General features: G+C 72.2%; 24 protein-coding genes. 11 read left to right on the top strand and 13 right to left on the bottom strand.

Annotated features, from left to right (window positions below; genetic code table 11):
• Window positions 1-225: 225 nt before the first annotated feature.
• Window positions 226-1,299, top strand: coding sequence for a WD40/YVTN/BNR-like repeat-containing protein (locus tag C1J01_RS31920; protein WP_111182687.1), 1,074 nt, complete (start codon window positions 226-228; stop codon window positions 1,297-1,299).
• A 22-nt stretch (window positions 1,300-1,321) separates the two neighbouring features.
• Here the strand turns inward: C1J01_RS31920 and C1J01_RS31925 are convergent, their stop codons facing one another.
• Window positions 1,322-2,248 carry an NmrA family NAD(P)-binding protein gene (locus tag C1J01_RS31925; RefSeq protein WP_111182688.1) on the bottom strand — a complete coding sequence of 309 codons (927 nt, stop codon included), beginning with the start codon at window positions 2,246-2,248 and terminating at the stop codon, window positions 1,322-1,324.
• Window positions 2,249-2,353: 105 nt separating this feature from the next.
• Here C1J01_RS31925 and C1J01_RS31930 point away from each other — a divergent pair, with 105 nt between their 5' ends.
• The gene (locus tag C1J01_RS31930; RefSeq protein ID WP_111182689.1) at window positions 2,354-2,911 is read left to right on the top strand and encodes a TetR/AcrR family transcriptional regulator; all 558 of its coding nucleotides are present in this window, start codon (window positions 2,354-2,356) and stop codon (window positions 2,909-2,911) included.
• A 97-nt stretch (window positions 2,912-3,008) separates the two neighbouring features.
• Here the strand turns inward: C1J01_RS31930 and C1J01_RS31935 are convergent, their stop codons facing one another.
• The 3 genes from C1J01_RS31935 to C1J01_RS31945 are packed head-to-tail and all read right to left on the bottom strand — an operon-like array spanning window position 3,009 to window position 5,480.
• Window positions 3,009-3,638 carry an alpha-ketoglutarate-dependent dioxygenase AlkB gene (locus tag C1J01_RS31935; RefSeq protein ID WP_111182690.1) on the bottom strand — a complete coding sequence of 210 codons (630 nt, stop codon included), beginning with the start codon at window positions 3,636-3,638 and terminating at the stop codon, window positions 3,009-3,011.
• A gap of 48 nt (window positions 3,639-3,686) precedes the next feature.
• A complete protein-coding gene (locus C1J01_RS31940; protein ID WP_220040203.1) occupies window positions 3,687-5,237 on the bottom strand; it encodes a TIGR03086 family metal-binding protein in 1,551 nt (516 codons plus the stop codon).
• A 33-nt stretch (window positions 5,238-5,270) separates the two neighbouring features.
• Entirely contained in the window at window positions 5,271-5,480 is a 210-nt protein-coding gene (locus C1J01_RS31945) for a hypothetical protein (RefSeq protein ID WP_111182691.1), read from the bottom strand.
• A gap of 267 nt (window positions 5,481-5,747) precedes the next feature.
• Between C1J01_RS31945 and C1J01_RS31950 the strand changes: the two genes are divergently transcribed.
• Together C1J01_RS31950 and C1J01_RS31955 are read left to right on the top strand one after the other, a co-directional pair.
• Complete coding sequence (locus tag C1J01_RS31950) at window positions 5,748-7,010, top strand: MFS transporter (RefSeq protein ID WP_235854801.1); 1,263 nt, start codon at window positions 5,748-5,750, stop codon at window positions 7,008-7,010.
• 291 nt (window positions 7,011-7,301) lie between these two features.
• On the top strand, window positions 7,302-7,844 hold the full coding sequence (locus C1J01_RS31955) for a CGNR zinc finger domain-containing protein (protein ID WP_235854802.1): 543 nt from the start codon (window positions 7,302-7,304) through the stop codon (window positions 7,842-7,844).
• A 39-nt stretch (window positions 7,845-7,883) separates the two neighbouring features.
• On the opposite strand, the gene C1J01_RS31960 is transcribed toward C1J01_RS31955, so the two are convergent.
• From C1J01_RS31960 to C1J01_RS31985, 6 genes are all read right to left on the bottom strand, one after another.
• Window positions 7,884-8,258, bottom strand: a complete 375-nt coding sequence (locus C1J01_RS31960; RefSeq protein ID WP_111182693.1) for an OsmC family protein — start codon at window positions 8,256-8,258, stop codon at window positions 7,884-7,886.
• A gap of 65 nt (window positions 8,259-8,323) precedes the next feature.
• Window positions 8,324-8,809 (bottom strand): SRPBCC domain-containing protein, encoded by a 486-nt coding sequence (locus C1J01_RS31965; RefSeq protein ID WP_111182694.1) that lies wholly within the window; start codon window positions 8,807-8,809, stop codon window positions 8,324-8,326.
• Window positions 8,802-9,149, bottom strand: a complete 348-nt coding sequence (locus tag C1J01_RS31970; RefSeq protein ID WP_111182695.1) for an ArsR/SmtB family transcription factor — start codon at window positions 9,147-9,149, stop codon at window positions 8,802-8,804. The genes C1J01_RS31965 and C1J01_RS31970 overlap by 8 nt, the downstream gene beginning before the upstream one ends.
• Before the next feature lie 35 nt (window positions 9,150-9,184).
• Window positions 9,185-9,940, bottom strand: a complete 756-nt coding sequence (locus C1J01_RS31975) for an SDR family NAD(P)-dependent oxidoreductase (protein ID WP_235854803.1) — start codon at window positions 9,938-9,940, stop codon at window positions 9,185-9,187.
• 69 nt (window positions 9,941-10,009) lie between these two features.
• Window positions 10,010-10,369, bottom strand: a complete 360-nt coding sequence (locus C1J01_RS31980) for a DUF2203 domain-containing protein (RefSeq protein ID WP_111182696.1) — start codon at window positions 10,367-10,369, stop codon at window positions 10,010-10,012.
• 9 nt (window positions 10,370-10,378) lie between these two features.
• Complete coding sequence (locus C1J01_RS31985) at window positions 10,379-11,050, bottom strand: GntR family transcriptional regulator (RefSeq protein WP_235854804.1); 672 nt, start codon at window positions 11,048-11,050, stop codon at window positions 10,379-10,381.
• 103 nt (window positions 11,051-11,153) lie between these two features.
• Here C1J01_RS31985 and C1J01_RS31990 point away from each other — a divergent pair, with 103 nt between their 5' ends.
• From C1J01_RS31990 to C1J01_RS32000, 3 genes are all read left to right on the top strand, one after another.
• Window positions 11,154-12,488, top strand: coding sequence for an MFS transporter (locus C1J01_RS31990; protein ID WP_181449069.1), 1,335 nt, complete (start codon window positions 11,154-11,156; stop codon window positions 12,486-12,488).
• Between the two features lie 244 nt (window positions 12,489-12,732).
• The gene (locus tag C1J01_RS31995) at window positions 12,733-13,440 is read left to right on the top strand and encodes a sirohydrochlorin chelatase (RefSeq protein ID WP_235854805.1); all 708 of its coding nucleotides are present in this window, start codon (window positions 12,733-12,735) and stop codon (window positions 13,438-13,440) included.
• A 43-nt stretch (window positions 13,441-13,483) separates the two neighbouring features.
• Window positions 13,484-14,032, top strand: a complete 549-nt coding sequence (locus C1J01_RS32000) for a GNAT family N-acetyltransferase (RefSeq protein WP_111182698.1) — start codon at window positions 13,484-13,486, stop codon at window positions 14,030-14,032.
• Here the strand turns inward: C1J01_RS32000 and C1J01_RS32005 are convergent.
• Window positions 14,029-14,541: a hypothetical protein gene (locus C1J01_RS32005; RefSeq protein ID WP_111182699.1), complete on the bottom strand. Its 513-nt coding sequence runs from the start codon at window positions 14,539-14,541 to the stop codon at window positions 14,029-14,031. The two genes, C1J01_RS32000 and C1J01_RS32005, sit on opposite strands and share 4 nt — an antisense overlap.
• 127 nt (window positions 14,542-14,668) lie before the next feature.
• On the opposite strand from C1J01_RS32005, the gene C1J01_RS32010 reads away from it, so the two are divergent.
• The 3 genes from C1J01_RS32010 to C1J01_RS32020 all read left to right on the top strand — a co-directional run bounded on the left by C1J01_RS32010 (window position 14,669) and on the right by C1J01_RS32020 (window position 15,998).
• The gene (locus tag C1J01_RS32010) at window positions 14,669-15,124 is read left to right on the top strand and encodes a hypothetical protein (protein ID WP_111182700.1); all 456 of its coding nucleotides are present in this window, start codon (window positions 14,669-14,671) and stop codon (window positions 15,122-15,124) included.
• A gap of 77 nt (window positions 15,125-15,201) precedes the next feature.
• A complete protein-coding gene (locus tag C1J01_RS32015; protein WP_111182701.1) occupies window positions 15,202-15,456 on the top strand; it encodes a hypothetical protein in 255 nt (84 codons plus the stop codon).
• A 137-nt stretch (window positions 15,457-15,593) separates the two neighbouring features.
• Complete coding sequence (locus C1J01_RS32020; RefSeq protein WP_111182702.1) at window positions 15,594-15,998, top strand: nitroreductase family deazaflavin-dependent oxidoreductase; 405 nt, start codon at window positions 15,594-15,596, stop codon at window positions 15,996-15,998.
• A 45-nt stretch (window positions 15,999-16,043) separates the two neighbouring features.
• On the opposite strand, the gene glgA is transcribed toward C1J01_RS32020, so the two are convergent.
• A complete protein-coding gene (gene glgA, locus C1J01_RS32025) occupies window positions 16,044-17,216 on the bottom strand; it encodes a glycogen synthase (RefSeq protein WP_111182703.1) in 1,173 nt (390 codons plus the stop codon).
• Window positions 17,217-17,378: 162 nt separating this feature from the next.
• Here glgA and glgC point away from each other — a divergent pair, with 162 nt between their 5' ends.
• Entirely contained in the window at window positions 17,379-18,614 is a 1,236-nt protein-coding gene (gene glgC / locus C1J01_RS32030) for a glucose-1-phosphate adenylyltransferase (protein WP_111182704.1), read from the top strand.
• Between the two features lie 99 nt (window positions 18,615-18,713).
• Here the strand turns inward: glgC and C1J01_RS32035 are convergent, their stop codons facing one another.
• Entirely contained in the window at window positions 18,714-19,046 is a 333-nt protein-coding gene (locus C1J01_RS32035) for a hypothetical protein (RefSeq protein WP_146615793.1), read from the bottom strand.
• Window positions 19,047-19,321: the final 275 nt, after the last annotated feature.

Below are 19,321 nucleotides of genomic sequence, written 5' to 3' on the forward strand. Positions count from 1 at the left end.
CTGGCCCAGCTCCTGCCCGCCCGGCGAGTCCGCACCAAAGACCGCATCGTCAAACGCGCGATCTCCAAATACAACGCCCGCGGACCCGCCATCGACCGGACCACCTACAAAGCCACCATCAGCATCAACATGCCCCCGGCCAGCCCTTGACGCCGCTACCCCAGCCATAACTGAACGGCGTTGCCTCTAGCACTCATGTGATCGTTCGGACTATTTTGCCCTGACATGAGACTTCGCATCGCGTGGGGCGCACTGTCAGCGGCGCTCGTCCTCGCCGCTCCCCTCCCCGCCCACGCCGCCGGGCCGCAGCCCCGGCTCGGCTGGGAGGCCCAGCAGACCGGGGTGAGCGCGCGCCTGCGCGGCCTCGCCCCCGTCAGCCGGGACGTCGTATGGGCCTCCGGCTCCGGAGGCACCGTCCTGCGCACCGGGGACGGCGGCTGGAACTGGCAGAACGTCTCCCCGCCGGGCGCCTCCGCGCTGGACTTCCGCGACATCGAGGCGTTCGACGCCGACAACGCGGTCGCGCTGTCCATCGGCGCGGGCCCCGATTCGCGCCTCTACCGGACGGACGACGGCGGGCGCACCTGGACGGAGACGTTCAGGAACGACGAGCCGCAGGCGTTCTACGACTGCGTGGCGTTCTTCGACCGGCGGCACGGGCTGGCGATGAGCGACCCCGTGGACGGCAGGTTCCGCATCCTCGCCACCGACGACGGCGGCTGGACATGGCGGGTGCTGCCCCCCGACGGGATGCCGCCGGCGTTGCAGGGCGAGGCCGGTTTCGCGGCGAGCGGGCAGTGCCTGGCCACGGCCGGCGGCCGGGACGTGTGGCTCGCCACGGGAGGGGCGGAGCGCTCGCGGGTGTTCCACTCCTCCGACCGGGGCCGTACGTGGACGGTGTCGGCCACGCCGATCCCGGCCGACGACCCGGCGCGCGGCGTGTTCGGGCTCGCCTTCCGCGACCCGCACCGCGGCCTCGCGGTCGGCGGCGACTTCCGCCCTGATCAGTCCTCGCCCGTGGCGGCGGCGGTCACCGGGGACGGCGGGGCCACCTGGCAGCCGGCCGGCGCGCCCCCTCCCGCGTACCGGTCGGGCGTCACCTGGCTGCCCCACCTGCCCTCGGCCGCCGTCGCGGTCGGGCCCACGGGAAGCGACGTGACCTACACGGGCGGGCGGACCTGGCAGTCGTTCGACACCGGGTCGTACGACACGGTGTCATGCGCCCGCGACGGCTCCTGCTGGGCCTCCGGCGAACAGGGCCGCCTCGCCCGCCTCACCACCACCCGGTCCCGTACCTGACAGCCGGGGCGGCCGATCCGGCCTAGAACCGGGCCGGTACGTGCTGATGGGCCCATTCCTCGAAGGTCGTGAGCGGGATGCCGAGGGCCCGCGCGTACTCCGGGCGGGCGGGTTGGCCGACCACGTTGAGGAATTCGTGTGAAGTGACACCAGGCCCTGGCATACCTGCCGCGACCGCCTCCTCCAGGGTCATGTCGGGCGCTGTCAGCTCGACGCCCCAAGCGCGGGAGAGGATCTCGGCGATGCCGGTCATCGTCAGGTGGTCACCGGCCAACTCCAGTTCGACCTCGTGGAACCGCTCCGGTGCGGTGATGGCCGCGGCGGCCGCCCCGCCGATGTCCTGGACCGCGACGAGGGAGAGCCTCGTGCCGGGCTTCAGTACCGTCGCCAGACCTCCCTCGAGACCGCGGGGCAGCAGGTACGTCATGGACGGGAGGAAGTTCTCCATGAAGAAGCCCGGCTTGATGATCGACCAGTGCGTGAAGCCGGCCGCACGCACGCGGTCTTGGATGCCGGCCTTGGCGGCGTAGTAAGGCTCCATCGGTGCCCAACGGCCTTCGGCCCAACCGGGCGCCTCCGTGTGCCGCCCTGCGCCGGAGACGGATGTGTGCACGAACTGCGGCACGCCCGCGGCCAGCGCACCCTCGACCAGATTGACGGCCTGGGTCAGCTCGGCTTCGAAGTCGAAGCCGCCTGCGTTCATCGGGGGCATCTGCACCGAGAAGACGGCTCTGGCGCCTTCCGCCGCCCTGGTCACGGAGCCGCGATCGTTGAGGTCGCCGGTAACGAGCTCGGCGCCGAGCGCCCGGACCGCCCTGGCACGGTCGGCGGTGGGGTCGCGGACCAGCGCCCGGACGGGCACACCGGCCGCGAGCAGGGCTCGCGCGGTGGCGCCGCCCTGCCGTCCGGTGGCGCCGGTGACCAGGACGGTTGCGGGATCAGTGGGCATGAGGACATCTCCAAAGCGTGGGCGACGACAAAACGGCGGACCCCGCCGTTTCTGTTCCGGTAACATACGGCGGGCCCCGCCATTTAGCAAACGTGAGGTGACGCCATGCCCGTCCAGCGCGCGGACGCCCGGCGCAACTACGTACGGCTGCTCGCCGTGGCCAAGGATGCGATCGCCGAGGAGGGTCCTGACGCGTCCCTGGAGCAGATCGCCCGCACCGCGGGAGTCGGATCCGCCACCGTGCGCCGGCACTTTCCCAGCCGTCAGGCGCTGCTGGAGGCGGTCTTCCGCGAACAGGTCGAGACCCTGTGCGCTCGTGCCCGCGAGCTGACCGGAAGGGCCGACAGCCGGGCCGCGCTGCTGGAGTGGCTGAGCGCCGTCATCGCGGATGCCACGACCATCCGAGGGCTGGCCATCGCACTGACCCGGGCGGCCGAGCACGGCGTGGCGCACGAGCATTGCTGCTCGGCGCAGCTCACCGGTGCCGGAGAGCCCCTGGTGCGCAACGCCGCCGCCGATGGCGCGCTGCGACCGGGCGTGACCATCTCCGACCTGCTCACCCTGGTCACCGGTATCGCCCTGGCCACGGAGCACCACCCCGACCCCGTCGCCGCGGCAGATCGACTCCTCGGGCTGGCCATCGCGGGAGTCAGCCCCCTGTGAAGAGGCCGGTAGCGGCCTCATCCCGTAGTGGCCGAACCGTAGCGGGCGGCGTCACCAGGCCCTGGCGCTTGATCACTGTTGATCGGCTCCCGGCGCGTCAGCGCACGCCACGGGGGCGGAACTGGATGCTGATGCGGGGGCCCGAGGGGCGGGTCGTCTTCGGAATGGCGTGTTCCCATGTGCGCTGGCAGCTGCCGCCCATCACGATGAGGTCGCCGTGGCCGAGGTCGCGCCGGATCGACGGGCCGCCGCCACGCGGCCGGAGCAGGAGCGGGCGCGGGCTGCCGACCGAGATGATCGCGACCATGGTGTCCTCGGCGCTGCCCCGCCCGATGGTGTCGCCGTGCCAGGCCACGCTGTCGCGGCCGTCGCGGTAGAAGCAGAGCCCGGCCGTACGGAACGGCTCGCCCAGCTCCCGCCCGTAGTGGGCGTCGAGCGCCCGCCTGGCGTCGTCGAGCACGGGGTCGGGCAGGGTCTCGCCCTCGTCGTAGAACTTCAGCAGCCGGGGCACGTCGACGACCCTGTCGTACATCCGCCGCCGCTCGGCCCGCCACGGCACCGTTTCCGCCAGCCGCTCGAACAGCAGGTCGGCGCCCGTCAGCCAGCCCGGCCGCAGGTCGATCCAGGCGCCCCGGCCGAGGTGGGTGCGCCGGACGGTGCCGCCGAGCGGCCCGAGCCCTGGCTCCTCGTCGAGATCGAGCAAAGATGCTTGGAACGCGGCTGTCATGGTGCCGAGTCTACGCCACTGTTCAAACATCCATTCGAGTACGCCGGTTCAGGCGAGCGGACGCCCCAGGTACGCGGCCAGCCGGTCGGCGTGCGTCGCGCCGGGCGGCGGCTCCTGCTCCGGGGCGAACGAGCCGCCGGGCGTGCGCGGCAGGTCGCCGTAGAGGGCGCGCACCGCGGGCTCCATGGCCTCGGCCAGCTCAGGGGCCAGGTCGGTGGACGCGCCGATCGCCCTGGCCAGGTCCCAGCCGTGCACGAGCATCTCGATGACGACCTGCTCGACGAGCCGCCACCCCGGGGCGGGCCCGTACCGTTCCGCCAGCATCCCGGGCCGCCGGAACTCGGCGAGCGTCGCCGCGGCGGCCGTCTGGAACGCGGCCACGTGGTCAGAGCCGAGGTGGTCGGCGTCGTGGTCGGCGCGTGGAGCGCCCCGGGCCAGGCCGGCCCACATGAGGTTCTCGTACGTCAGGTGATCGAGCAGGGCGCGGACGTTCCAGCCGGCGCACGGCGTGGGGTCGTCCAGCTGGGCGGGGGTGACGGCGCGCACGAGCGCGCCGACCTCCTCAAGGATGCGGGCGCATCCCTCCAGCAGCGCTTCCGGGGCCAGTGCGCCCGGCGTGTCCAGGGCTCGGGCGACGCCGGCCTCCCGTGCGCCGGGGACGGGGCTCGCCCGCAGCGCCGTCATCAGCCAGTCGCCCTCGGCGGCGATGCCGGGGCGTACGGGCATGCCGTTGATGACGCACATGAGCTGCCAGTAGCGCTCGGCGCGAGGGTCGGCGGCCACCTCGAGCTGCTCCAGCAGCCTGCGCCGGGCCTCGGCGCCGTCGCCGTCGAGCCCGTGCTGGGTGGGGAGCCAGGCGGCGACGATCTCGGCGACGACCGGCTCGGCGGTGGGAGAGTCGGCGGCGATGCCGGCCGCCATCGCCTCTCCGACCCGCCGCGTCCAGAAGTCGGTGACCCGTTCCGCGGCGCCGGCCGGGTCGTGGGCGGGGGGCGGGTGCTCGGCCGCGTACCGGGCCATGCGGCGCAGCGCCGCGGCCAGGCGCGGGTCGCGTACCAGCTCGCCGAGTTCGATCCAGGCCGCCGCCTGTGCGGCGGTCGGCTCGTCCGGCAGATCGGGGACGACGGCCAGCAGCCCCTCCCGGAACGCGGACGGGCCGACGTCGCCGACGGCCCGCGCCGTGAAGTCACGGACGATCGCGGTACGTTCGGCGGCGGACAGCCGTGCCAGGTCGGTCATCGTGGTGAGCTCCTCGAGTGTGGGTCTTCGGTCGGTGACCGAGCGCAGCACCGCCTGCTGCAGCCGGAGCGTGCGGATGCGGGCCTCGATCGCGGCGGCGTGCAGCGCCGCGACCTCCGGCAGGCCGCGGTCACTGCTGACGACCTCACGGATCACCGCCATGCCCAGACCGAGATCGCGCAGCGCCCGCGCCAGCCGCAGCCGGGCCACCGCCTCGGCGTCGTAGCGGCGGTAGCCGGCGGCGGTGCGGGCGACCGGCGGCACCACGCCGATGTCGGACCAGTGCCGGACCAGCTTCACCGACATGCCGGCTTGCTCGGCCAGCTCCCCGATGCTCAGCAGCGGCTCCTCGTCGTCCACCGCCTCAGTCTCCGGTCTCCCACCATGGGAGAGTCAACCCAGCTCGCGCCGCCGCACGACGGCGATGAAGCCGTCGAGCCCGGCGCCTCCTGCCGCCGACACTCCGGCAAAGGCGCCCGAGCCGAGCCACCCGGCTCCCGACTGACGGCCGCCGTCGCTTCGGCGCACCCGGCCCCCAGCCAGCACCACGACCACCGTCCCTTCGAAGCACCCGACTCCCAGCGGCACCACGACCACCGTCACTTCAGGGCATCCGACTTCCGGCCGACGCCGCGACCGGCGTCTCTTCGGGGTGTCCGGGCTCCGGTCGGTGCCGTTCGGCGTGAGCCATCCGGACGCCGTGGGCGGCCACACCATTCGGCACCGGACGGTGGGCCCGGCCGCGTTCGGTCCGCGCCACGGGGGCCGGCGTGCCGGGATGGTCGGCTTCTCCGCTCAAGGAAGCCGTGGCCTGCCGGCTGCGACTCGTGTAACGTCTTGATGGTGTTACGCCGTTACATAGCGGGCGCGGTGGCCGCGCGGACCGGGGACGAGATGTCGGGGCCGGCGCTGCTCGTCGCGGGGCTGGCCGTCACGGGGTCGCCCGTGCTGGCGTCGTGGCTGCTGTCCGGGCTGACCGTCTCGGCCGCCGTCGGAGGGCCGCTTCTCGGCGTGCTGATCGACCGGGCACGCCGTCCGGGGCGGCTGCTGGCGTACTGTCTGGCCGGGTACGCGGCCGGTCTCCTGCTGGTGCTCGCCGGGCTCGGCCGGGCGCCGGACGCGGCGCTCATCGCGCTGGCGGTCGCCACCGGCCTGCTCGGCCCGGCGCTCACGGGCGGCTGGACGGCGCAACTCCCCCTGGTCGCCCGGCCGGAGCGGCTCGGCCGGGCCACGGCGCTGGACTCCATGAGCTACAACGCGGCCGGCCTGGCCGGACCTGCTCTGGTGGGCGTGGTCGCCGCGGCGGGCGGCAACGCGGCGGTCCTCCCGATGTGCGCCGTTCTCCTCCTGTCCGCGTTACCCGCCGCCTGGACTCTCCCTATCCGCCCCGCCCAGGAGGGCCCGCCGGCGGCGGAACATCCGCAGACCCCCGAGGCCGCGCACCGCGACCCCGTGGTGGGTGACCGGGACCCGCGTCCCCGTGCCGGTACGGCCCCGGTGCGGGGGCTTGTACGGGAAGTGAGGGAGGGGTTCACGGTCATCGTCGGGAACGGGGCGCTCCGGCGGGCGACGGTCGGGTCCATGGTGTCGTGCGCCGGGCTGCCCATGCTGGTGGTGTCCGCGCCGGTGATGGGGGTCAGGCTGGCCGGGGAGAGCGGTTACGGCACGCTGCTGCTGGCCGTGGCCGCCGTGTGCGGGCTCGCGGCCAACGGTGTGCTGGCCGCTCACGAGCACCGGGTGCGGCGCTGGGATCTGGTGCAGGCGGGCGGGACCGCGGTGCTCGGCGTGGGAATGGCGGTGGCGGCGCTGGCGGACGCATTCTGGATCGCCGTGGTGGCCGCCGCCGTCGCGGGCGCCGGCGAGGGGCCCCAGCTGACGGCGTTGTTCGCCGTACGGCACCGCGAGGCGCCCGACCGGCTGCGTGGCCAGGTGTTCACCACGGGCGCCAGCCTGAAGATCACCTCGTTCGCGCTCGGCTCGGCGCTGGCGGGGCCGCTGGCGGCGTACGCGACCGGAGCGGCCCTCGCCGTCGGCGCGGCCCTCCAGGCGGCCGCCGTCGTCACCCTTCTCCCCCGCCGAACGTCTCCGACGACCCGCCCGAACGTCCACGAACCACCACGCCGCCGACCATGACGCCTCAGCCACCGATGGACGGTGTTTACACGCTTGTGCGTCCACGCGCGATGCCAGAGGCCTCCGTGTCGCCGCGCGAGGCAGAGTTCGCCGTGCCGTCTGCGTGTACGGGAGCTCGCCGTGTCGTCGCCGCAGGCGGGAGCTCACGGTGTCGCACAGCAGGCGGGGAACTCGCGGTGTCGGGCGGGATCGTTGAGATCGCCGGTCTGGGGCGGTCACGGGGGTTGCCGGAGTGATGCGGGGAATGGCAGGTGACCGGCGGGACCAGGCGTCCCGGCATACGCTGCTTGCGTGAAGGTTCACTCGACCAAGGCGATGGCCGTGCGAGCCGTCGACCTGTGCGTGGCGCTGCTGCACGAGGAGCCGTCGATCGCGTCCGTGACGCGCATCCTGCGTGAGCACGGCGAGAGCGGAGACTTCGGCCTGGGCGAGGACGACGTGGCGCAGATGCGCGCGGCGGCGGCCCGCCTGCGCGAGGTGCTGGCCGCGCCCGACGCCGACCAGGCGGCGGCGCTGCTCAACGACCTGCTCGCCGGAGCCGCCCACGCCCCCCGGCTGACCAGCCACGGGGGCACGACCACCTGGCATGTCCACGTCGACGGCCGCGACGACGCGCCGTGGGCGGAGTGGTTCCTCGCCTCGTCGGCGATGGCGCTGGCGGTGCTGCTGGCCGACTATCAGCGGGTGCCCGGCGGGTTGTGCGCGTCGGCGAGCTGCCGCCGGCCGTACATGGACTTCGGGGGCGGCAGCCCGCGCCGCTACTGCAGCACCCGCTGCGCCACCCGCGAACGCGTCGCCGCCCACCGCTCCCGCACCACCGCCTCCACCCACTGAGGCCCCGAGCCGGGGCTGCCGCCGGGCCCGGGTGAGCCGTCAGGCGGGCTCGAACTCCAGCGCCCTGCTCAACGTGCGCCGCACCGGAGACTGCCTGACCCGTTCGGCCACCACCTGGCGCTGGGCCTCCTCCACCGGCGGGTCGAGGACGAGCTCGTAACGGAACCGTGTGACCGCCTCCCGGCGGTCCAGCGTCACCACGACGCGCGCCTCGGTGTCGGGCAGTCCCAGGTCCACCAGCGCCATCCGGGCGGAGATGGTCATGCACGTGGCCAGCGCCGCCTCCAGCAGCTCGTGAGGTCGCGGACCCGTCGAGCCGCCCACGCCGTTCTTGACCGTGTCCGCCGACCCCGTGTTCCGCCCCGCGCGGAACCGGACCTGGTACGGCGTCGTCAGCGCCCGCGCTTCCACCATGGCCGGATCCTCTCTCCCTTCGCAGAAGGTACCCGACCTGTCCAGAGAATGAGAAAACCGTCTCGCTATTCGGACGGCTTCAAGAGTTCGGCGAGGAGGGCGGCCAGGCGGTTCATGGAGTCTCGTCCGCCCCTTGCCCCGTTCGCGCGCACGATGGCGTCGCGGGCCTCCACCGACCGGTGCACCGACTGGGCGACGTACCGGGTGGCGCCCTTCACCGGGATCAGGGTGACCGTCTCCAGGGCGACGTCGCCGGGCGTGCCCTCGTACTCCCACGTGCGCACGAACCGCTCCGGCGGCACGGCGGCGTGGTAGACGCCGCCGAAGGCGTACTCCCGGCCGCCCGCGTCGACGTTGACGAAACGCCAGCGACCGCCGCGCCGCACCTCCATGAGGTCGACGCGGGTGGACAGGAAGGTGGGGCCCCACCAGCGCGGGATCAGCTCCGGATCGGTGACCACCCGGAACACGACGTCGGGCGGCGCGTCGAACTGGCGGATCATGACGATGTCCTGCCGGCCCGGTTCGATGACGAACTCGGTCTCAGCCATGCTCGTGCCCTTCCTGCCCGCTCTCGACCCGCCGGATCTCCCGCTCCAGGCGGTCGAACCGGTCGCTCCAGTGCGTGCGGTAGCGGTCGATCCACGCGGAGGCCGTCTCCAGCGGGGCGGTCTCCAGACGGCAGGGACGCCATTGCGCGTCGCGGCCCCGAGTGATCAGCCCCGCGCGTTCCAGCACCTTGAGGTGCTTGGAGACCGCCTGGAGGCTCATATCGAACGGCTCGGCCAGCTCGTTGACCGTGGCCTCGCCCTCGGCCAGCCGCGCGAGGATGGCCCGCCGCGTCGGGTCGGCGAGGGCGGCGAAGGTGCGGCTGAGCTCGTCGTCGGACATCCGGTCTTCCTGTCGGGGTACGCGCGATCACCTTATTAGTGATCCACGATCGCACCGCAGGAGAGGTTGACCGTCGCCGACGTCATGGTCCTGGCCAGGTCGGAGGCGGCGAACGCGGCGACGTCGCCCACGTCCTGGAGTGTGGCGGCGCGCTTGAGCAGCGCCGACTCGGCGATCGAGGCCGCGATCGCCTCCTTGGCCGGCTCGGTGGCGGCGATGCTCTCGGGCACGCCGCCGGTCACCAGGGTGACGACGCGCACGCCGTACGGGCCGGCCTCGCACGCCCACTGGCGGCGCATGCTCTCCATGGCGTCCAGAGCGACCTTGAACCCGCCGAGGCCGGGCACCGTCTGCGGCCCGCCCCCGCCGAACAGCAGGATCACGCCCGTACGGCGCGGGATCATGTGCCGTACGGCGGCCCTGGCGGTGAGGAACTGCGTGCGCGTGGCGACCTCGATCGGCCGCAGGAACTCGGCGAGCGAGATCTCGGTGAGCGGCTTCTGCACGTCCTGGACGCCGATGACGTTGAAGGAGACGTCGATGCCGCCCGCCCGCGACGCCACGGCGTCGGCGAACGCGTCCACCTCGGCCTCGTCGAGCGCGTCGACCACGGCGGTCTCGGCCGTGCCGCCGGCCGCGCGGATGTCGTCGGCGACCTCGTCGAGCGTCTTCCGGGTACGGCCGGCGAGGTGGACCCGGGCGCCCTCGCGGGCGAACGCGCGGGCCGCCGCCCCGCCGATCGCGCCGCCGGCGCCGTACACGACCGCGACCTTGTTCTCGAGGAGCATCATATTCAACCTATCGGTTTATCAACGGATAGGTTGAATACAGCACGGCGCGACGCCCCGCGTCAAGGGCCGTCAGAGCGGGCGGCGGCCGGCGAAGCCGAGCTCGGTGCGGTGGTACCAGCTGAGCTCCCGCTCCCCCTCGATCCAGCACAGCCGTACGGACACCCCGTCGAGCACGGACGGGAAGTCGACGAGCACCGGCGCGATGCCCTTCACCTCGATGCCCTGCTCGCTCCACCCGCCGAGGATCTCCTCGATGCGGGCCTGCAGTCCCTTGATCTCGGGCAGCCCGCCGAGCTCCGAGCGCACGCCCGAACGCCGCGCGAAGTCGAGCTCGGCCAGGTCGGCGCGGGCGGCGATCAGCTCGCGGGCGTCCTCGATGACGGCCGGCAGCAGCGCACGGCCCTCGTCCACGGTGAAGATCCGGTCCATGCGCTCACGTTAGCGGCTGGGGTCGTAGGCGTGGATGAGCAGGCGTTCGGCATGGTCGAGGTAGTCGTCGAGATAGGCGGCGGCCTTCTCGGGCTCACCCGACTCGATCAGCGCGAGCAGCGTGCGGTTGCGGTCGACGAACGGCTCGTGAAAGGCGCGCGGGTTCTCCATCACGTGGAAGACGAGCCGCAGCTCGGCCAGGAGCTGGCGCATGACCTCGTCGATCCTGCGGCTGTCGTTGAGTGAGACGAGCGCCTGGTGGTAGCGGATGTTGGCGGTGCCGACGCCCTGCCAGTCGTCCTCGGCGGCGGCGCGTTCGGCGTCGCGCACGGCCTCCCTGATGAGGGTCAGCGCCTCCTCGGACGGGGCGCGCCGCACGGCCGCGCCTTCGAGCACGCGGCGCACCTGGTAGAGGTCGCGGACGTCCTCGACGGAGGGGAGCCGGACGAAGACACCCCGGTTGAGCCGGTGCTCGAGCAGCCGCTCGTGACCGAGCAGCCGGAACGCCTCGCGCAGGGTGTTGCGGGAGACGCCGAGCGCCTCGGAGATGGACTCCTCCGACAGGCGCTGGCCCGGCAGGAAGAACCCCTCGCTGATGCGGTCGCGCAGAATGTCGGCCACCCGTTCCGCAGTGCTGCTGCGTCCCAGGCGGGGGCGGTCCTGGGAGAGATCAGCAACCACGTTGTCCACAATTAACAGACAATCATGGAGCAAACCTCTTGTCGAATTGTTCAACGATCCTTACGTTGATAGCCATCCCCCCAATACGGCAAGGAGCAATCGGATGGCAGGCTCCACGCAACAGACCCGGCGGGTGATCCTCGCCAGCCTGATCGGCACGTCGCTGGAATGGTATGACTTCTTCCTCTACACCACCGCCGCGACCCTGGTCTTCCCCCAGCTCTTCTTCCCCTCGCTCGACCCGTTCACCGGCACGCTGGCCTCGCTGACCACCAACGCCGTGGCGTTCGTCGCCCGGCCGCTCGGCGGCATCGTGTTCGGCCACTTCGGCGACCGGGTGGGCCGTAAGACCGTGCTGGTCGTGACGCTGCTGGTCATGGGCGTCTCGACGTTCCTCATCGGGGTGCTGCCCGGCTACGCGAGCATCGGCGTCGTGGCGCCGATCCTGCTGGCGCTGTTCAGGTTCGTGCAGGGCCTGGGGCTGGGCGGTGAATGGGGCGGCGCGGTGATCATGTCGCTGGAGCACGGCGACGGCCGCCGCCGCGGCTTCAACGCCAGCTGGCCGCAGGTCGGCGTGCCCGCGGGGTACGTGCTGGCGACGGGCCTGCTGACGATCCTGTCGTTCACGCTGTCGGACGCGGCTTTCCTGTCGTGGGGCTGGCGGGTGCCGTTCCTGCTGTCGGGCGTGCTGGTCTTCGTGGGCCTGTGGGTACGCCTGAAGGTCTCGGAGTCGCCGTTGTTCGCCCAGGTCGAGCAGCAGGGCGCCAAGGCGAGGATGCCGCTGGTCGAGGTACTGCGCACGCACCCGCGCGCGCTGCTGTCGGCCTTCACCGCGCGGATCGGGGTGGACGTGGCGTTCTACACGTTCACCTCGTACATCATCGTCTACATCACCCAGCAGCTGGACCTGCCGCGCTCGTACGCGCTGAACGCCGTGCTCATCGGGTCGGCGCTGCAGCTCGTGCTGATCCCGATCGCGGGCGCGATGTCCGACCGGTACGGCCGGCGCCCGGTCTACCTCGCCGGCACGGTCGCGGCGGCGGTGTGGGTGTTCGCGTTCTTCCCGCTGCTGGACACCCGGTCGTTCCCGCTCATCGCGCTGGCCGCCGTCGTGGCGCTGATCACCCACGCCGCGATGTACGGGCCGCAGGCGGCGTTCATCGCCGAGTTGTTCAGCACGCGCCTGCGCTACAGCGGGGCCTCCATGGGCTACCAGGTCGCCGGCATCGTGGGCGGCGCCCTGGCGCCGATCATCGCGCTCCAGCTCTTCGAGGCGTTCCAGTCGACGGTGGCGGTGTCGATCTACGTGGTCGCCGCGCTGGCCGTCACCGCCGTGGGCCTGGCCATCGCCCCGGAGACCCGCGACCTCGACCTCGCCACCGCCTCGGCCGACGACCCCAAGGCGTCGCTGCCCGGCCAGGTGGGGCCGTTCGCGTGAACGCCTGAGGACGCCGCGGAAGGCGCGGGCGGCGGCTGCCACCGCCGCCCGCCTGGCGTTCTGTAGAGATAAGTCCCCACTTATCCGGATTGCGCGGTGATCTCAGTCACACCCGTACCGTTGTAACGCAATCGCCACCGATTCACAGAACAACCGTCGCCTAATAGGCATAAACTGCCCGCCTGTGAGCCTGCCTGTACGAGAACGTTCCCGCCGGCCGGGTGGTGGCCGTCACCGCCGTCCCGTGCCCACGTCCTTGCCTCCAGACGCGCCCGTGCTCGTGCTCGCCACGCCGGGCGACACCGCCGGGGTGGCCGAGGAGATCGCGTCCGTCGTGCGCGTCGACAATCCGCAGATCGAGGTGCGCCTGACGAGCGTGGCCGACCTGGCGGACTCCCTGCCCTCCGGCCGCGAGGCCATCGTCGTGCCGCTGCTCACCTGGGACGACCCCGCCGTCATGGCGGAGATCGGCAAGGTCGTCGCCGCCCATGGCGAGGGCGTCGTCGTGACCGAGGCGCTCGGGCCCCACCCGCTGCTGGCCGAGGCCCTGCACATCAGGCTGGCCGAGCGCGGCCTGGCCCGCGCCGACCGCGTGCGCCTGCTGAACGTCTCCAGCCCCGTCGACGCCGTCATCCTCGCCACCGTGGGCGGGGAGCGCGCGGTGCAGGCCGTCCAGGCGACCGCCGTGCTGCTGGCCTCCAGGCTCACGCTGCCCGTGGTGGCCGCCTCGCTCGACAGCGAGCCCGGCGTGGCCGTCGCGGCCGAGCGGCTGCGCGCCGCCGGCGCCGGCCGGCTGGCCATCTCCCCCTGCATGATCGGCCACGAGGCGCCGCGCGACCTCGTCGAGCGGGCCGCCGCGTCCATCGACGCCGGGCACGCGGAGCCGCTCGGCTCCCACAGCGCCGTCGCCGAACTCGTCGCCCGTGCTTACGGGAGTCAACTGGCCACTTGACGCAGGCTTGTTGAGATCACGGGACTCGCGTTACCGTCGGCGCATGCGTCCCGTGGTGTGCAACGGCGAGCGGCTCGGCCTTCGTGACGTCACGGAGGCCGACGTGCCCGCACTCCACGCCGTCTACGGCGATCCCACCGCCACCCAGCACCTGCCCTTCCAGCCGCGCAGCCTGGACGAGGTCGCCCGGCTGGTCGAGGAGGCCGTCGAGGCGTCCGCGGCCGAGCCGCGCCTGCTGTACGTGCTGGCCGTCGTCGACCGCGGGCGCTGCGACGTCGTCGGGGTGGCCCGCCTGCGCGTCGAGGCCGACAACCCGCACAGCGCGGAGATCGGGTTCGGGCTCCATCCCCACCAGTGGGGCCGCGGCATCGGCACCGACCTCGTACGCCTGCTGCTGTCGTTCGGGTTCGAGCACCTCGGGCTGCACCGCATCTGGGGCGCCCGCTCCCCCGCCAACCTGCCGGCCCAGCTGGCGATGCTGACCGCCGGCATGGTGGAGGAGGGCCGCATCCGCCACCACCTGCGCACCCCGGACGGCTGGCGCGACTCGATCGTGCACTCGGCCCTCGAGGACGAGTGGAGCCGGCGCTAGCCGCCCCAGCCGTCGAGCACACGTGCGGCCACCTGCGCCCTGGTGCCGGTGCCCGCCACGGTGCAGTCGGCGACCCGCGCCGCGTCCAGGACGGACGACAATTCCCCGGCCCTGGCGAGGTGCCAGTCAAGACCGGCGGGATCGCCGGCGTGCCGCGCCGTGAGCCGCCGGCGCACCTCGGGGAGCGCCACGTGGACGCGGCACACCGTGAGGGGCATCGCGAGGGCCTCCTCGTGGCGCAGGCGCTCGTCACGGCTCTCGATCACCCCGGCCAGCACGAGCCGTTCCGCCCCCGCCGCCAGGAAGTTGGCCGCCACCGCGCGCAGGTTACGCAGCGTCAGTGCGCCGTGGAAGGGGTCGTCCGGGGGCGCCGGCCAGGCGCGGCGCAGCCAGTCGAGGTCGATGACGGCGTTCGGCACGCCCGCGCCGGCGAGCAGGGCCCCGGCGGCGTCGGCCGCCGACGTCTTCCCCGCGCCGACGGTTCCGGTGATCAGGAGGGCGGACGGCATTCACGGGGTGGTACTCCGAGCCTCTGCCGCACGGGCGAATCGGAACACAACGGTGCAGGTCAGCGGTGGAGGCGGCGATTGTCGGTCGGGCACCCTACGATGAGCCTCCTCACGGAGGGATACTCACATGCTCGACTCGCTCATCGTGCCCTTGTTCGTCACCACGGACCTGCCGCCCGAGGCGGAGCTGGCCGAGTTCGGGGAGTTGCTCGCCGCGACGACGCGCGTGCTCGGCGACGAGGGCGCCGGTTATGACGCGTTCCTGGCGGGCCGGGTGTTCTGGCTCGACCGTCCTGTGCTGCCGAAGCAGCGTCCGGCGGCGCTCACCGAGCTGCGCTTCGCCGGCATGCTCGGCTATCTCGCGGCCTCCGGTCCCGGCCACGACTCGCGCGAGGTGGTCGCCGACGCGCGCCGGGCGATCGGGCGGGCCGTGACCGGCCGCTACGGCGACGTCGGCGTCCCTCCCGCCGTGTTCGCGATCCGCGACCAGGACGTCCGCGAGCGCACTCCCGACACCGCCCTCTACGTCGACACGACCGGCGCCGCCGCCGAGCTGGTGAGCGCGGCCAGGACCTACCTTTGAGCGGCCCCTCTAGCCGGCGGGGCGTGCCCGTGCCATGGTCGTACGGCGATCTGTCGAACGGCTCTGGAGGTTCCCGCATGGCGGTGCTCGGCGCGATCTGTTTCGGGCTGGTGATCGGCTGGATCACGTACGGGACCCTGCGGCGGCGGCAGTCCTCGCCGGGCCTGAGCGATCTGGCGGCGGTGCTGGCGGCGGTGGGCGGCGGCCTGGTGGCGGCGCTGGTGGGCGAGCCGGTGGTGTTCGGCGGCTACGCGGTCGGCCTGGCCGTCGGCTTCTTCGGCTACCTCGTGCTGGTCACGCTCATGCCCGACTCGAAATGGACGGCCGAGTAACCGGCCCGCCTCCGACGCCGTACGGCGGGCGTTCGAAGCCGCCGCCCGCCCTGCCGGTACGCCGAGCGGCGCGACAAGCCCCTGCGGACGGGGGGAACCGCCGTTCAGGAGCCCGTCGGAAGGGCATGATTGTTGACATGCTCTACGGCAAGGAACATGTCCAGAAATATCAGGAAACCGACGGCGTAGAAGGACACGAGTGGAACAACACCACGACCCTTCTTCTCACCACTAAAGGCCGTAAATCCGGTAAGTCGTACACGACCCCGCTGATCTACCAGCGCTTCGGCGACGCCTACCTCGTCGTGGCCTCCAAGGGAGGCGACGCCGACCACCCGGAGTGGTACAAGAACCTGGTGACCAACCCCGACGTCGAGGTGCAGGTCAAGGGCGACAGGTTCAAGGCCCGCGCCCGCACGGCCGGCGAGGCGGAGAAGCCCGAGATGTGGCGGGTCATGACCGCCACGTGGCCCGCCTACGACGAGTACCAGCAGAAGACCCAGCGGCCGATCCCGGTGGTCGTCCTCGAACGCGCCGAATGACACCGTCCGCCCCGCCGGAGGACGCCACCCGGCGGGGCGGGCGGATCAGGAGCGCAGGGTCGCGTAGAGGTCGGCCGTGCGGCGGGCGACGCGCTCCCAGGAGAAGTGCTCGACGACCCGCGCCCGCCCCGCCCTGCCCATCGCCAGCGCCCTGGCAGGGTCGCCCAGCAGGGCGTTGACGCGCTCGGCCAGGTCGGCGGCGAAACGGCCGGGATCGTCCGGCGTTCCGTCGGGCCCCTGGTCGATGGGCACCAGCAGGCCGGTCTCGCCGTCGGCCACCACCTCGGGGATGCCGCCGGTCGCCGTGGCCACCACCGCCGTCTCGCACGCCATCGCCTCGAGGTTGACGATGCCCATCGGCTCGTAGACCGACGGGCAGACGAACACCGCGGCGTGCGTCAGGAGCTGGATGACCTCGGGCTTGGGCAACATCTCGCGGATCCAGAAGACCCCGTCGCGGCCGAGACCGCGTACCAGCTCGGTCACCTCCGCGGCGATCTCGGGGGTGTCGGGCGCGCCCGCGCAGAGCACCAGCTGGGCGCCCGGGTCGATGGAGCGGGCCGCGTGCAGCAGGTGGACCAGGCCCTTCTGCCGGGTGATGCGGCCGACGAAGACGACGTACGGCCGCCGGGGGTCGATGCCGTGCTTCTCCAGCACGTGGGTGGCCGGGTCGGGGGCGTACTCGGCGGTGTCGATGCCGTTGTGGATCACGCTGACCCGCTCGGGCGCGATCTCCGGGTAGGCGGTCAGGACGTCGCGCCGCATGCCCTCCGACACCGCGATCACCGCGTCGGCGTCGAGCAGGGCGGTGCGTTCGGCCCACGACGAGATCGCGTAGCCGCCGCCGAGCTGCTCGGCCTTCCACGGCCGCAGCGGCTCCAGGCTGTGCGTGGTGACCACGTGCGGGACGCCGTGGAGGAGCTTGGCGACGTGGCCGGCGAAGTTCGCGTACCAGGTGTGGGAGTGGACGACGTCGGCGCCCTCGCAGGCGGCGGCCATCTCCAGGTCGACGCCGAGCACCTGCAGCGCGGCGTTGACGCCCGCCAGGCCGTCGGGCACCCGGTAGGCCGAGACGCCCGGCTCGGCGCGCTCGGCCCCGAAGCAGCGCACCCGTACGTCGGCCAGCTTCCGCAGCTCCCTGGCGAGGTACTCCATGTGAACGCCGGCCCCGCCGTACACCTCGGGCGGATACTCCCTGCTGAGCAGATCAACGCGCATGAGACGACCTTATGGCGGGGGCGTGCGGCGGACCACCATCGGACCACCAAGGGGCCCAGGTGTCGCCCGTCACCACCTTCTACGCACAAAACCGGACACGCAGGGAGGTGACGGTGCAGGGTTTCGTCGATACATCGGCCATTTGGGGGTAGCGTCCAGGGCATGAGGTCCCGGAGGGTGCTTGCGGTTGTGCTGGCAGGTGGAGAGGGCAAGAGGCTCATGCCGCTCACGGCGGATCGGGCCAAACCGGCGGTGCCGTTCGGGGGGATGTATCGGCTCATCGACTTCGTGCTGTCCAATCTCGCGAACGGCGGGTTCCTGAAGATCGTCGTACTGACGCAGTACAAGAACCACAGCCTCGACCGGCACGTCTCGCGGACCTGGCGGCTGTCGGCGATGCTCGGCAACTACGTCACCCCCGTGCCCGCGCAGCAGCGGCTCGGGCCGCGCTGGTTCTCCGGTTCTGCGGACGCCCTGTTCCAGAACCTGAACCTGATCTACGACGAGATGCCCGAGCACGTGATCGTGTTCGGGGCCGACCACATCTACCGGATGGACCCGCGGCAGATGGTCGAGCAGCACGAGGAGTCGGGCGCCGACGTGACGGTGGCGGCGATCCGGCAGCCGCTGTCGCTGGCCGACCAGTTCGGCGTGATCGAGACCGACCCGCAGGGCCGCCGGATCGTGGCGTTCAGGGAGAAGCCGAAGGACGCGGTGGGGCTGGCCGACTCGCCCGACGAGGTGTTCGCCTCGATGGGCAACTACGTGTTCAAGACGCAGTCGATGATCGACGCGCTGCGCGAGGACGCTCTCGACCCGAGCAGCAAGCACGACCTGGGCGGCAACATCATCCCGATGCTGGTCAAGTCGGGTGGCGCCGACGTCTACGACTTCGCCCACAACATCGTGCCCGGCTCCAGCGAGCGCGACCGCGGCTACTGGCGCGACGTCGGGACGCTGGACGCCTACTACGAGGCCCACATGGACCTCATCTCGGCGCACCCCGTGTTCAACCTCTACAACGACAAGTGGCCGATCTTCACCGGCCACGACCCGCTGCCGCCCGCCAAGTTCGTGCACAACGACGGCGACCGGGTGGGGCGGGCGATCGACTCGCTGGTCTCCCCCGGCGTGATCGTCTCCGGCGGCACGGCGATCAGGTCGATCCTGTCGCCCAGGGTCGTGCTCCACTCCCACTCGCTGGTGGAGGACTCCGTGCTGATGGAGAACGTCAAGGTGGGCCGGGGCGCGGTCATCCGCAAGGCGATCATCGACAAGAACGTCGTCATCCCCGACGGAGCCAGGATCGGCTTCGACCTCGAATACGACCGCACCCGCTTCGCGCTGACCCGCGGCGGCGTCGTGGTCATCGGCAAGAACGAGATCGTCGACCGGTAGACGGGGCCCCTCGGCATGAAAGGGTCCCGGGGCCTCACGTGGAGACCCCGGGACCGGTGCGGCCGGCGTGCTACGGGCGGCCGAGTCTAGGGAGAGCCGTTACCGGGGGGCCATCCAGTCCCAGGCCATGCGGTAGGCGCCGGGCTCGTCCCACCCGCCGTGCTCGTCGTCGTGGTGGAAAGGCTCGTCGAAGTGGTCGTCGTCGTGGTGGTCGTCGTGGTGCGGGAAGTGGCCCCGGAACACGTCCTCGAGCTTGCAGGCCTTGGCGTCGCGCTTGCCCGCGAAGACGCCGTGGCGGTCGATCCGCAGGGTGTGGGTGACGTCGGACAGGTTGAGCTCGCAGGCGCGGTCGGCGTGGGCCGGAGTGGCCATGACGACCAGTGAGGCTGCGCCGGCGAACACGCAGCCCGCCGCTATGCGGGTGACTTTCATGATCTCCCCCAGAAAGGACGTTCTGACAACGCTTCATCACTCTAAGTAGCGTCTGTGAGAAGTTCGGTCACGCCACGCCTGACACGACCCGATCCAAGCCATAGCCGTCGGTTATGACCCCAGGTCTTGGACGGGAATGCCACCGCCCGCGCATCATCGTCGCCATGGACGCCAACCCCCGCCGCGCCACGCTGATCCTCCTGGCCGCCGTCGTCGCCGTGCTGAGCGCGTGCGCCCCCGACCGGCCCGCCGCGCCGCCGCCCGCCGTCTCCACC

It is taken from the genome of Nonomuraea aridisoli, assembly GCF_003236395.1.
Taxonomy (GTDB): domain Bacteria; phylum Actinomycetota; class Actinomycetes; order Streptosporangiales; family Streptosporangiaceae; genus Nonomuraea; species Nonomuraea aridisoli.